The sequence below is a fragment of the Adhaeribacter rhizoryzae genome (genome assembly GCF_008629685.1).
Classification (GTDB): domain Bacteria; phylum Bacteroidota; class Bacteroidia; order Cytophagales; family Hymenobacteraceae; genus Adhaeribacter; species Adhaeribacter rhizoryzae.
This window is the reverse complement of sequence record NZ_VWSF01000004.1, coordinates 20393-33040: the sequence shown is the minus strand read 5'-3', so window position 1 is coordinate 33040 and position 12648 is coordinate 20393. Positions and strand designations below refer to the sequence as shown.

Annotated in this window: 15 protein-coding genes; 7 read left to right on the top strand and 8 right to left on the bottom strand. The window is 41.0% G+C overall.

The features are described 5' to 3' along the window. Window positions 1–177: 177 nt before the first annotated feature. Window positions 178–900 carry a monofunctional biosynthetic peptidoglycan transglycosylase gene (mtgA, locus tag F0145_RS07070; protein ID WP_150087622.1) on the bottom strand — a complete coding sequence of 241 codons (723 nt, stop codon included), beginning with the start codon at window positions 898–900 and terminating at the stop codon, window positions 178–180. A gap of 144 nt (window positions 901–1044) precedes the next feature. Here mtgA and F0145_RS07065 point away from each other — a divergent pair, with 144 nt between their 5' ends. Beyond that, the gene (locus F0145_RS07065) at window positions 1045–1680 is read left to right on the top strand and encodes an LON peptidase substrate-binding domain-containing protein (protein WP_150087621.1); all 636 of its coding nucleotides are present in this window, start codon (window positions 1045–1047) and stop codon (window positions 1678–1680) included. Window positions 1681–1726: 46 nt separating this feature from the next. Next, complete coding sequence (locus F0145_RS07060) at window positions 1727–2917, top strand: metallophosphoesterase (RefSeq protein WP_150087620.1); 1191 nt, start codon at window positions 1727–1729, stop codon at window positions 2915–2917. A gap of 2 nt (window positions 2918–2919) precedes the next feature. Here F0145_RS07060 and F0145_RS07055 read toward each other — a convergent pair whose 3' ends face one another. Together F0145_RS07055 and F0145_RS07050 are read right to left on the bottom strand one after the other, a co-directional pair. Then, window positions 2920–3828: a diacylglycerol/lipid kinase family protein gene (locus F0145_RS07055; RefSeq protein WP_150087619.1), complete on the bottom strand. Its 909-nt coding sequence runs from the start codon at window positions 3826–3828 to the stop codon at window positions 2920–2922. A gap of 14 nt (window positions 3829–3842) precedes the next feature. Continuing rightward, window positions 3843–4652, bottom strand: coding sequence for a M48 family metalloprotease (locus tag F0145_RS07050; protein ID WP_150087618.1), 810 nt, complete (start codon window positions 4650–4652; stop codon window positions 3843–3845). A gap of 233 nt (window positions 4653–4885) precedes the next feature. On the opposite strand from F0145_RS07050, the gene F0145_RS07045 reads away from it, so the two are divergent. Beyond that, the gene (locus F0145_RS07045; RefSeq protein ID WP_150087617.1) at window positions 4886–5086 is read left to right on the top strand and encodes a hypothetical protein; all 201 of its coding nucleotides are present in this window, start codon (window positions 4886–4888) and stop codon (window positions 5084–5086) included. A 116-nt stretch (window positions 5087–5202) separates the two neighbouring features. On the opposite strand, the gene F0145_RS07040 is transcribed toward F0145_RS07045, so the two are convergent. Continuing rightward, complete coding sequence (locus F0145_RS07040; protein WP_150087616.1) at window positions 5203–6039, bottom strand: murein L,D-transpeptidase catalytic domain family protein; 837 nt, start codon at window positions 6037–6039, stop codon at window positions 5203–5205. A 360-nt stretch (window positions 6040–6399) separates the two neighbouring features. Between F0145_RS07040 and F0145_RS26520 the strand changes: the two genes are divergently transcribed. Beyond that, window positions 6400–6615, top strand: coding sequence for a hypothetical protein (locus F0145_RS26520; RefSeq protein WP_223815868.1), 216 nt, complete (start codon window positions 6400–6402; stop codon window positions 6613–6615). 93 nt (window positions 6616–6708) lie between these two features. Here F0145_RS26520 and F0145_RS07030 read toward each other — a convergent pair whose 3' ends face one another. Together F0145_RS07030 and F0145_RS07025 are read right to left on the bottom strand one after the other, a co-directional pair. Beyond that, a complete protein-coding gene (locus F0145_RS07030; RefSeq protein ID WP_150087614.1) occupies window positions 6709–7290 on the bottom strand; it encodes a hypothetical protein in 582 nt (193 codons plus the stop codon). A gap of 499 nt (window positions 7291–7789) precedes the next feature. After that, window positions 7790–8263: a DUF4199 domain-containing protein gene (locus F0145_RS07025; RefSeq protein WP_190277486.1), complete on the bottom strand. Its 474-nt coding sequence runs from the start codon at window positions 8261–8263 to the stop codon at window positions 7790–7792. A gap of 299 nt (window positions 8264–8562) precedes the next feature. Here F0145_RS07025 and F0145_RS07020 point away from each other — a divergent pair, with 299 nt between their 5' ends. Together F0145_RS07020 and F0145_RS07015 are read left to right on the top strand one after the other, a co-directional pair. Then, complete coding sequence (locus F0145_RS07020) at window positions 8563–10179, top strand: ABC-F family ATP-binding cassette domain-containing protein (protein ID WP_150087612.1); 1617 nt, start codon at window positions 8563–8565, stop codon at window positions 10177–10179. Between the two features lie 61 nt (window positions 10180–10240). Next, the gene (locus tag F0145_RS07015; protein ID WP_150087611.1) at window positions 10241–10960 is read left to right on the top strand and encodes a hypothetical protein; all 720 of its coding nucleotides are present in this window, start codon (window positions 10241–10243) and stop codon (window positions 10958–10960) included. A 100-nt stretch (window positions 10961–11060) separates the two neighbouring features. On the opposite strand, the gene F0145_RS07010 is transcribed toward F0145_RS07015, so the two are convergent. Together F0145_RS07010 and F0145_RS07005 are read right to left on the bottom strand one after the other, a co-directional pair. Beyond that, a complete protein-coding gene (locus F0145_RS07010; protein WP_150087610.1) occupies window positions 11061–11216 on the bottom strand; it encodes a lmo0937 family membrane protein in 156 nt (51 codons plus the stop codon). Window positions 11217–11274: 58 nt separating this feature from the next. After that, entirely contained in the window at window positions 11275–11427 is a 153-nt protein-coding gene (locus F0145_RS07005) for a lmo0937 family membrane protein (RefSeq protein WP_150087609.1), read from the bottom strand. 325 nt (window positions 11428–11752) lie between these two features. On the opposite strand from F0145_RS07005, the gene F0145_RS07000 reads away from it, so the two are divergent. Further along, on the top strand, window positions 11753–12646 hold the full coding sequence (locus tag F0145_RS07000) for a 3-hydroxybutyryl-CoA dehydrogenase (protein WP_150087913.1): 894 nt from the start codon (window positions 11753–11755) through the stop codon (window positions 12644–12646). Window positions 12647–12648: the final 2 nt, after the last annotated feature.

The window sequence follows — 12648 nt, the reverse complement described above, 5'->3', positions numbered from 1 at the left end:
ATTTCTTTATTGAAATATTAGCATGTTAAAAAAGAGGGCTATTTAATCCACCTCTGTCATTCAGGAGGAACCTATTTAGCAGGTAGCCCAATAGGTTCCTCCTGAATGACAAAAACGGGCTGCTTAAACTAAAAAAATGTATTCAAGGAAATTCAAATTAAAGCCAGGAATTTAATCTTACTTAATATTTTTAGCGGTGATGGACTGAACATGGGCAACGCCTCCCAAACGGCGCATGTTTAGCACTACCCGCCGCCGTTTGCGCAATATGGCCCCCGATGGGTTTTTAACGGAATATTTAACCGGGTTGGGCAATACCGAAGCAATAAGGGCAGCTTGATTAGGCGTAAGATCTTTCGGCGCTTTTTTGAAATATATGCGGGAGGCTTCTTCAATGCCAAAAATACGGTCGCCCATTTCGGCAATATTTAAGTATACTTCCATAATGCGTTTTTTGCCCCAGAGCAATTCAATCAGAAAAGTAAAATAAGCTTCTACTCCTTTGCGCAGGTAACTGCGGCCGTGCCACAAGAATACGTTTTTTGCTACCTGCTGACTAATAGTACTGCCACCCGCTACTTTTTTGCTGGTTTGGTTGTGTTCAAAAGCGCCTTTCATGGCTTTAAAATCGAAACCATCATGTTTTAAAAATAATTGGTCTTCGGCCGCAATCATAGCCAGGGGTACGTTAGGAGTTATGTCTTCTAGGGCTACGTAGGTGTACTGGATTGTTTTATTTGGTAGATCTTGCTTACCGGCCGCAGCGCGCCGTTTAAACATGTGCAAAGTAGCCGGCGGGGGCAGCCACCGATAAATTAAAACCCATAAAACGCTTCCCAGAAATAAGGTTAAAATTAACTTTATAACCAGGGCTTTAATATTTAGATTTAATTGCTTCATGTTTAAGTATCGCGCAAAAATATTAAATTAAGATAAAAGTAAACCGTTATGTTTCGGGGAAAGCAGTAGCAGGGCTATTACAAGAGCTTTGGTTCCCCGCAATATTTCGTATAAAAGAATACTTTAGTTACTTAACTAACCTAAATGACCCGATTTTTACCTTTGTTTCCGTTAAATATGGTAGTTTTTCCGGGCGAAAAACTAAACCTGCATATTTTTGAGCCCCGCTACAAACAATTAATTCAGGAATGCCAAACCACCGGCATCACCTTTGGTATTCCGGCTTATTTACACAACAAAGTATCGGCTTTGGGCACCGAAGTAAAGCTTTTAAATATCGAGAAAATACACCCGAAAGGCGAAATGGATATAAAAACCGAAGGCCTGCGCATTATCCGGATACTTGATTTTTTTAAACAAGCGCCCAATAAATTTTACCCGGCCGGCACCATCGAAGAAGTGCCGGATTTAGTTAACGAAGACTGGCAACTCAAAATAAAAATTAACGAAAGTATTCGGCAGCTTTACAGTATTCTGGGCATTAATAAAATATTTATGAAGCTGCCCAATAACTACCGTGTTTTTGATATTGCCCACCACCTGGGCCTTACCACCGAACAGGAATATCAGTTGTTACAATGCCCCGATGAGCTGTCGCGGCAGGAAATGGTGTGGCATCATTTGCAAAAAATTTTGCCCGTGGTATTAGAAACCGAAAAATTAAAAGAACGCGTTAAAATGAACGGCCACTTTAAAAATGCGGTGCCGCCTAACTTTTAGGTCCGTAATCAGGTATGTAAGCTAAACGAAGTTCTTACCCGGGTACATGGTTTATAGTTATATCTTCTATTTCTTATTATCGGTTTGCTTTGGATTTTTAATTGCCTATTTAATTGAACGAAGATACCGGCGCCAACCTTATTTTAAGTTTCTGGCCGATAATCAGTTAGCCGATTTGCCGGACCTGCCCAAACCTATTCACTCCGTAGCCTTGCTCGGCGACCCCGGTAGCATTTCGGATGCTGAAAACGACCCCATTTTAATATTAATGCGCAAATGGATGGAAAAAAACGGAACAGACGGCACGTTGCTAATTCTGGGCGATAATATTTACCCGACTGGTTTGCCGCCTTTTTCGGGCTATAAACGCGAACAGGCCGAACACCGCATTATGGCGCAGCTCCAAACGTTTAAACAACACCAGGGGCAGGTAATATATTTAAGCGGCAACCACGACTGGAACAAAGGCCGCTCTAACGGGTTGCAGTACGTGTTGGAGCAACAAGAATTTATCCGGAAAGAATTAAACTGCGCGAACAGTTATTTACCCCTGGATGGCTGTCCGGGGCCGGTTTCGATGCCGCTGGCACCCGGTTTGCAGTTAATTGTTATAAATACGCAATGGTGGGTACAAAAAGGCGTGCGGCCCATTGGCAAAAATTATAATTGCACCGTAGATTCCGAAGAACAGTTTTTTCTGGAGCTTAGCCGTTTGCTGCACCAGCACCGCAACGATTGTATTGTATTGGCGGCACACCATCCGTTGTTTAGCAATGCCCAGCACGGCGGACGCTCTACGGTTAAGCAGCATTTTTTTCCGTTAACAGCAGCCCACAAGAAACTTTACGTTCCCCTGCCGGTTGCCGGTTCAGTATACCCGGTTTATCGCAAATATTTTGGCGCTTACGAAGATATGGCGCATCCGCGGTACCGGCGCTTACGCAAAAAATTATTGCGCTTACTCCACCAGCATAATAATATTATTTACGCGGCCGGCCACGATCATAACTTGCAATATTTTCCGGTAAGAGGCAATCATTACTTGGTAAGCGGCTCTGGCTCCAAAACGGCTTTTGTTAAAAAAGGTGGCAAAGCGGTTTTCACCCACGAGCACAAAGGATTTTTCGTGGTGGATTTTTACAGTAATAATGAGGTATGGCTGCGGGTTTTAGAACCGACAGCTTTGCTCGGGCAATCGCACGAGGTAATATTTCAGCGGAAAATAATAGGCACTTAATTTTACTCTTCTTCCGTAATTGCCGGCATCAGCACCGCCAGACTTTTGCTATTCATTTTAACGGTAAAAGGGCTTTTCATATCCACCAGTTCGCCGTCTATCTGCAAAATATCATCGGGGCTTTTCTGAATGGTAGCCGACTTGCACTTTAAGATGCGGGAATAAACCGAATTATGAATTTTATCGGTGTATAAGCTAAAGAGTAAACCAATGGCGGCGGCTTTCGGGAAAGGTTCTATTAAACAAATTTCAAAATAACCATCGTCTATAATGCCGCTGGGGTTAATGGTGGCATTGCTGCCAAAAGCGTTGGCATTGGCAATGGTTACCATAAAAGCTTCGCCTTCCCAATATTCTTTATCGGTTTGTATTTTATAGAAAAAAGGCGTGTAGTTAATATATTCCTGTAAAGCAATCCAGGCATAAGCGCCGGGCCCACGGGTTTCGCCTTCGTTAAATTTCTTTACAATAAAAGCATTAAAACCCAAATCGCTTAAATGAAAAACCGTTTCGCCATTAATATCCAAAGAATCAATCTTTTTAATAACGCCGGTTTTTAGCAGCGCCAGGGCCTGGTCAATTTCCTGGGGTATGCCAATATCTTTAGACAAGCCATTACCCGAACCCAACGGAATGATGCCCAAAGGTATTCCGCGATGGTTTAAAATATTGGCTACTAAACTTACGGTGCCGTCGCCACCTATAGCCACTACTGCATCCGGCTGATGGTGCGTTATAAGCTGTTTAATTTCTTCGTTATCATCTACACCGGTAGTATGGTAAAAAGATAAATGTATCTGGTGTTCGGCGCAATATTCTTCAATCATGGCCTGCACCTCTTCTTTGCTGATATCGCCCGAAATGGGGTTAAGAACAAATAAAACCTTCTGAATAGAAGCTTTGTGTGACATATAAGATAAACAGGTTATTGAATTAATCCACTGGGTATACCTTCGGGAAATTCTTCCTGAATAGCGGTTTGAATACGGGTAATGCGGTTTTCGGGGTTTGGGTGGGTCTGGAAAAATTCAACGCTGCCGCCGCCGGAGCGGCCCGCTCCCAATATTTCCATTACCCCAATCATCGCCCGCGGATCGTAGCCGGCGTCGGCGGTAAACCTAACCGCCCATTTATCCGATTCCAGTTCATCTTCGCGGCCGTATTTTAAGGTCATGAGTTTGGCAATAGCGGCCGCCGCAATGGCGCCGGAGGCACTGGCAGGCCGGTCTGGGTCGTAAGTAGCAATGCCGGCCGCGCTGGATAAGCCTTGCGTTAATTTGGCTTTAGCGAGTTGCTCCGCCGAATGCCGGGCAATTACGTGCCCAATTTCGTGGCCTAACACCCCCGCTAACTGTCCTTCAGTTTGTAGTTTTTGTAAAAGTCCCGCGGTAATAAATATTTGTCCGCCGGGTAAAGCAAACGCGTTAAGGGTACTTTCGTCGGCTAGTAAATGAAAATCGAACTTATAGGGGCTGGTGCCGGCTTTGGTTTGTTGTACCAACCGCTGTCCTATTTCTTTAACCTTGGCCGTAGCTTGCTGATCGGGATGCAAACCTCCGTACTGGGCTGCCATTTCGGGCGCAGCCTGCAAACCCAAGGCAATTTCCTGGTCCACGGTCATGTCGATGTGCTGGGTTTCGCCGGTAATTTCGTTGGGTTCTCTTTTACACCAATAGCTAATGAGCGATACCCCGGCAATTATTAATGCGATAATATATTTAAATGCGCCGCGCATAATTTCAAGTATTAATACGGGTGTATGAACGCTAAACTACGGGTATAGTTTCAGGTGAATTTTACCAAAGGCATAAATATTTTCAGAGCAAAATCAAGGCATAAAAACCGTTGAATTTGGCCCTATTTGGGCGCTAATCAGAAATTAAAAAAAAACTATATACCCGAAGCTAATTATAACGTAAAAGAGGAACACTTTAAAATCAGCAATAAATAATTTAAAATATTAAAACCATGAACATAAAAAGATCTTTTGGCGCTTTGTTAACAATATTAGGTATAATAGGCATTATATGGGGCGCTTACAGTTTTATGACAGGCGGCGGGGCCGGCGTGCCGGGCGGACGCTTTAACGCGCTAATACCCTTTGTAGTAGGACTCATTTTCTTTGGTTCGGGTATAGGATTGGTAAAAGGTACCAAAGACGAAGCTTAATCGCGTTTTAATTAAACTTAAACAGAAGAAGCCCGCTGAAATAATTATTCAGCGGGCTTCTTCTGTTTAATATTTTATTCAATATTGGGCTTAAGCCTAAATTATTTTGAGTTGAACTATATACTTGCCTGGTTGCTCGATGGAAAAATTTTGTGTTCGGCTGCATACTGCGCCAAAGCGCCGGATTTATTCAGGTAGACCGATGCGTACGTATTTACATCGGCATCTATATACAATACCGTTTGGTTTTTAATCACCTCAATAATTTTTTTGTTTAGTTCCTGCGGAACCGCCGGACAGCCGTGGCTGCGACCTAACCTACCCTGTTGTTTAATAAAATTATTGCTCACGTAATCGGCCCCGTGTACGACAATGGCACGCTGGTAAGCATTAGAATTAAAGCCGGTATCCATACCGTGCAATTTTAAGGATAAGCCGTGTTTTCCAAAATAAGTATTGCCGGTTACATAAAAGCCTAAACTGCTCTGGTGCGAATTTAATTTATTAGAAAAAACAGTCGCCATTTCGGCCCCGCTTCCCTGCCCATGCGCCACTAAAGTATGATATAACAGCTTTTCGTTTTTTAAGTCAATAATCCACAAACGCTTTTGGCGGCTCGATTTGCTAAAATCAACAATCGATAAAATTGATTTAGACGCAGATACTTTTTTACTCCGTTTAAGATTATGGAAACCAATAACAGCTTTCCGGTAAATAGCCAGTTTTAAACCTTTGCCTCTTAAGTCCATCCGGTCAAAACTATCTTTTAAATAATCTTCAAAAGCTTCTTCAGCCAGTAACTCGGCTTTAACCGGCTTAGTAGCTTTAATTGGCACCGTATTAACCGCCGCAAGCGCAGGTTGGTGCAACGCAGTACCGGGACTTTGACTAACAGCGGGCTTGGTAAACGCAAATAAGATAAAAGCGGCACTTAAAACAGTGTATCTTTTCATAAATGCTTTTTATTAGGGTACTGTACTAACGTGTGTTTTTGCTATAATTGTTCCCAATATAAAATTTTAAAGCTATTTATTCTTAATTCTCCCAACGGAACAGCATCTTTGCAGAATATTTTCTATCTATAACTCAGAAACATGCGTTTTTTATTCTTGAAACCTCTATACCATAAGTTTACTTTATTAAGAAATTCAGCTTGTTACACTGCCGCATTTTTTTCTTGTTTTGTACTTTTTAATGGCTGTTCCTCGCCCGTTAATTTACCGGATTTTAACGAAAAAGCTTGGCGGCAGGATGTACGCAGTTGTCAGGATATTCGACCTGGTTTAGTTGCCGGATTAGAAAAAAATAAAGCTATGTTAATGGGCTTAAACCACACCGATATTTTAGCCTTGTTGGGTAAACCCGAAGGAAACTCGCTTGAAAAAAGCGGGGAACGGGTATATTCTTACTTTATTCAGAAGGGCACCCAATGTGAAAACGAAAAAGTATTATCTAAAGCCAGCAAAGTGCTTATCCGGTTCGATGCACTGGACCGGGTGTATAAAATTAAATTTGAAAATAATATTTAGTAACTCAACTCTCAAGTTCTGTAATAAAAAAAGCCACTGCATATAGCAGCGGCTTTTTTTATTACAGAACTTGTATTTAGTAATTTTTTAAATTTAAAAATTATTAATCTTTTCTGATTTCATCTTACCCGAACGTTTCTCCTTTTTAGCTTTTTTCTTTTCTTTAGCATCGTTACCGTTTACATTGGTATTGCTGTTATTGTTAATATTGGCATCGCTGGGGTTTGCCGCGCCACCGTTAACAGATGTACCAGTTGCTGCGCCACTTTCTAAAGACTGTCCGCCATAACCAGTTGCCTGATAGGTATTACCAGCGTTATTCATTGGGGCACGGCCCTGGGTAGCTAAATAAGCTGTAAATTGCTCTTGCGAAACAGTTTGGGCCAACTGTTTTTCGAAGTCTTGATTTACTGCCTGCAGTTTTTGCTGCCGGGTAGTGGCATCATTAACATACATGTTATTAATTTCTCTTATCTGCTCGTTTTTAGCCCGGCTTAAATCGCGCAACCGAATATATTGCCCTTCGTTCAGCTGCATTTTATTAGATAATTGCCGGATTTGATCGTTGGTACTTACCGAGGAAACAAAATCTTTATTCGTTCGGGCATCATTATTCTGAGCCGAAGCCACGAACACTCCCAATACAAATACTATACTTAAAATCAACTTTTTCATAGACTTATAACTTTAGTTTACGAACTCTATTTTAAATTTCAGGCCCTTCTAAAACCTAATAAAAGATAGCAAATATTTAGGTTTAAACCTACAACTATCTGGTATTTTATACGTAATCCGCCACATTTGGTAAAGAAAAAAGTGCTTAATTTTAATAATTAGGGCCATTTTTAATTTTTGCCATTACTAACCCGTTAAAGCTGAAGAATTTTGCTCCGTGCTTACTTTATTTGTTTCCTAATGCCACTTATTAGTTAATGGCCGAGCTTACAGCATTAACTTATTAAATCTCAGTTATCTGGCATTTAGTTATACCAAACTTTTCAACAACTCACGCACTGGCAGCAATCTAAATAATGTTTATGGCGGAGAGACAAGTTAAAATTAAAAACCAGTTTGCCCGATAATGCAAAAAGCCGGCAATTGGCCAGCTTTTGCGTTGTATTTCATAAATGTTAGTTGCTGCAATGCTGCAACATTTTAAATGCAGAATATTTATTTAGGCTTTGCGGTTCTCGAAGCTGCCACCAGAATTATCGTACAGCATCATAAGGGTATAACCGGTAAAAGCACCCACAACCAGCCCTAACAAGGTAATAGAACCAGCCAAAGCCAATGGCGATAAAAATGCCCCAAAGTAATCTTGGGTACGTAAGGAGTTTTGGTAATCCTGGTCTATGTAGTGGGCGTACAAGAAAATGAAAGCCGCATAAAGTGCCGAACCTACCAGGCCCACCACAAAGCCAATGCCCAAGCCGGGTAAATAAGGCATGTGCCCGCCCCGGGAGCGCTTAAATGTACCTATAGCTAATATTACCGCTATAATTACAAATATATGGCTACCAAAACGAACCACTTCACTATCCGAAAGGCCCAGTAAAACCATTATGATAAAATAAACAATCATTAATACACACGCAATTATACCGTATCGAATACCGATAGTAGGTATGGAGACTTTTTCTGTTGCCATATTCATAAGTTTTAAGGTAAACTTTTTATATAAAATAAAAAGTTGGGTATTGTTTCTTCCTATATGTTTGAAATAATATACTTGGTTATCCGGCTCTGTGTTTTATTATTTAATCTTTTTTTCTGTTTTAATACGATTAAAGCCAATTGGAGCAGCCTGTTAAACAGCTAATAAGAGTACAAAAAAGATGTTTAAATGTTTTGAACCTCCGGTTAAACTGCTTGGTTTATTTATAAATTCTGTATTAAAAATTTAACTAAAATAAATTTCGTACCTTTGCGGCCGAAAATATTCCTGATATGATTAGTACCTCCAATGTTAGCTTGTCGTACGGCAAACGCACATTATTTGAAGACGTAACCATTAAATTTGTACCTGGTAACTGTTACGGCCTGATTGGGGCAAATGGTGCCGGTAAATCTACTTTTCTGAAAATATTATCCGGCGATATTGATCCACGGACCGGCCGGGTAGAAATACCCAACGGTATGCGCCTGGCGGTGTTAAAGCAGAACCACTTTGAGTTCGATGAATTTCCGGTGCTGCAAACCGTAATTATGGGCCACAAACGCCTGTATGATATATTGCAAGAAAAAGATGCTATTTACGCCAAAGAAGATTTTACCGAAGAAGATGGCTTGCGGGCCTCGGACCTGGAAGCCGAATTTGCTGATTTAGAAGGCTGGAACGCCGAAAATGATGCTGCTACCCTTTTAAACGGATTAGGCATTACCGAAAACCTGCATTATTCTTTGGTAAAGGAACTAAGCGGCAGCGAAAAAGTACGGGTTTTGCTGGCCCAAGCTTTATTTGGTAACCCCGATATTTTATTACTCGATGAGCCAACTAACCACTTAGACGCCGAATCTATTCTGTGGCTGGAGCATTTTCTGGAAAGTTTTACCAACACGGTAATTGTGGTATCGCACGACCGCCACTTTCTGGATGCGGTGTGTACGCACGTAGCCGATATTGATTACGGTAAAATTCAGTTGTACGCCGGTAATTATTCTTTCTGGTACGAATCGAGCCAGTTAGCTTCTAAACAAAGAACCGAAGCCAACAAGAAAACCGATGAAAAGCGCAAAGAACTGGAAGAATTTATCCGGCGGTTTAGTGCCAACGCTTCTAAATCAAAACAAGCTACCTCGCGGCAGAAATTACTGAATAAATTAACCCTGGAAGATATTAAACCTTCTTCCCGGAAGTACCCTTACATTCAGTTTAAACCCGAACGGGAAGCCGGAAACCAGTTGTTAACGGTAGAAAATTTAAGCAAAACCCTCGAAGACGGTACCGTTTTATTTAAAAATATCAGCTTTACCGTTGATAAAAAAGATAAAATTGCGGTTCTGGGCCGTAACGATTTATCGGCTTCTACTTTCTTCGAAATATTGATGGATGAAATAACAGCAGATAGTGGCTCCTATACCTGGGGTACTACCATTACTTCTGCTTTTTTCCCGAAAGACAATGCCCATTATTTCAATACCGATTTAAACCTAGTAGATTGGTTGCGCCAGTTTTCCGAGGAAAAAGACGAAAGCTTTATTCGCGGCTTTTTAGGCCGGATGTTGTTTTCCGGCGAAGAATCGCTAAAGAAAGCCAATGTTTTATCTGGGGGTGAAAAAGTGCGGTGTATGTTATCTAAAATGATGCTGCAATCCGGTAACTTCCTGGTGCTGGACGAACCTACGAATCACCTGGACCTGGAATCGATTACGGCATTAAACAACGGTTTAAAAGATTTTAACGGCACCATCCTGTTCGCTTCCCACGACTTACAATTTGTAGATACTATTGCCAATCGCATTATTGAACTTACGCCTAAAGGTATTATTGATAAGCGCATGAGCTACGAAGAATATCTGGAGGATGAGCAAATAAAAGCGTTGCGGCAAAAAATGTATAGTTAAGGCGCTATATACTTTTACAAAAGTTAAATCGTTTTGCTTGTAAACTTTAGAACCCGCAGCAATGCAGCCTACCTTATTTACGCGCTTAAGCCGATTGGCTATTTTGTTAATATTCTTTTTCCTGGGTAACTGGGCTACGGCCGTGGCCCAGGAAAGAGATAGTACTCAACAAAAACCACAACTAGAAACCATGCCACCGGCCATGCCGGCTAAACCACCCGTAGAAGCGCCGCCGCCCGTGCAAGCGCCCACACCGGAACCAAAACCTGAACCTGCCGCGAAAGTCGAAAAAGAAGAACCGCTCGAAAGCAAGCCCAGCATTCTGGAAAAATTATTTATTGGGGGCAGCGGCGATTTAGGATTTAGCAGCAGTTCTTACTATGGCAATTTTTTTAATATTGGCGCTTCGCCTATTTTGGGTTACCGCCTTACCAAACGTTTGGCCGTAGGCCCAGGCTTAGTGTATAATTATTATAATTTGGGTGGCCGATCTTTCAGCGATTATGGCGCCAAGGCATTTACCCAGGTAATTATTTACAAGGCTTTTTTCCTACACGGCGAACACCAAATAATTAATACCCAAACCTACGATCAAACCGGCCAAATTATTCCGGATAACCGGGAAAATATTCAATCTACTTTGGCGGGGGCCGGCTACCGGCAAATGTCGTCTAGTCGGTTTGGCTTCGACTTATATTTATTGTTTAATATTGCCAATACGTACGAAGTAAATAATTCCCGTCCTATTATTCGGGCCGGTATAATTTATAATTTAAAATAGTTAAAGGGCGTTTAATGCCGCTAAACTAAATTTAGAAATAAGCAGAAATAAAAAGAGCGCCTGAAAAGCGCTCTTTTTTTATATTTATTGGCCGACAACCTTAAGCTGCCCCGCGAATTAATCTCAAGATAATGGCAATAACGGCAATAACCAATAAAATATGGATAACGCCACCTACGGTATCACCAAATCCTAAAAAGCCAATTAACCAAAGTATTACTAATACAACTGCAATAATATACAATAAATTTCCCATAGTTTTGATTGTTTAATAGTCGAGTTTAAAATTTAAGGTTTAAGTTTGAAAAGAGTAGTTAAGCACTGCGAATTAAGCGCAGTATAATAGCGATTACGGCAATTACCAGCAAAATGTGAATAATGCCGCCCACCTGATTAGGAAAGCCTAAAAATCCGATGAGCCAGAGTATAATTAATACTACCGCGATGATATAAAGCAAATTTCCCATAGTTTGATTTTTTTTAATGAATGACAGTCAAGTTTTTTATTGTTTTGGTTTGAAACGCTTCAAAAACAAGCCTTTATAAAAATAGTCTTGTTTTTTAAAGTAACTTAATTTTTAATTTTTCCTATTTACGCAGATATATTCCAAAAGATTTATATAGGTATATTTTTTTTATTTCTTTTTACTAAAACCTGCTAAAATAACCAAATTGTATCCGGACTTTTCCTCCCATTATACTGGATTATTTAAAACAAGTTTTACCCTGGCATACCTTAAAATATATAAATTTAGTGCGGCTATTTTAAACCAGCCTTTACAGCATACTATGATAAAAAAAGTAACCATTATTGGCGCGGGTACCATGGGCAACGGCATTGCTCACGTTTTTGCGCAGCATCATTTTAAAGTAACTTTGGTTGATGTTTCGGCAACAGCTCTAGAAAAAGCCTTAAGTACCATTACCAAAAATCTGGATCGGATTATTAGTAAAGGCGACTTAACCGAAGAAGAAAAAAAAATAACTTTAGCCAATATTCAGACCCAAACCGACTTAAAAGCCGGAGTTGCCGAGGCTGATTTAGTAGTGGAGGCCGCCACCGAGAATATTGATTTAAAATTAAAAATATTTAAAGACCTGGATGTTTTTGCCAAACCCGAAGCCATTCTGGCCTCCAATACTTCTTCTATTTCCATTACCCGTATTGCCGCCGCCACCGCTCGCCCCGCGCAAGTAATAGGCATGCACTTTATGAACCCGGTACCGGTAATGAAACTCGTAGAAGTAATTCGGGGCTATGCAACCTCAGCCGAAGTAACCGCCACCATTATGGATTTGGCTAAAAGTTTAGGCAAAACCCCGACGGAGGTTAATGATTATCCGGGTTTTATTGCGAACCGTATTTTAATGCCCATGCTCAACGAAGCCATCTACGCTTTGTACGAAGGGGTAGCGGGGGTAAACGAAATAGATACGGTAATGAAATTAGGCATGGCGCACCCCATGGGACCGCTGCAACTAGCCGATTTTATTGGCCTGGATGTTTGCTTATTTATTTTAAAAGTAATGCACGATGGTTTTGGCAACCCCAAATATTCCCCCTGCCCCTTACTGGTAAATATGGTACAAGCAGGGCACCTGGGCGTAAAATCGGGTAACGGCTTTTATACTTATACTCCTGGTTCGAAAGATTTAGTAGTGGCCGCACAATTTAACAAATGGTAATA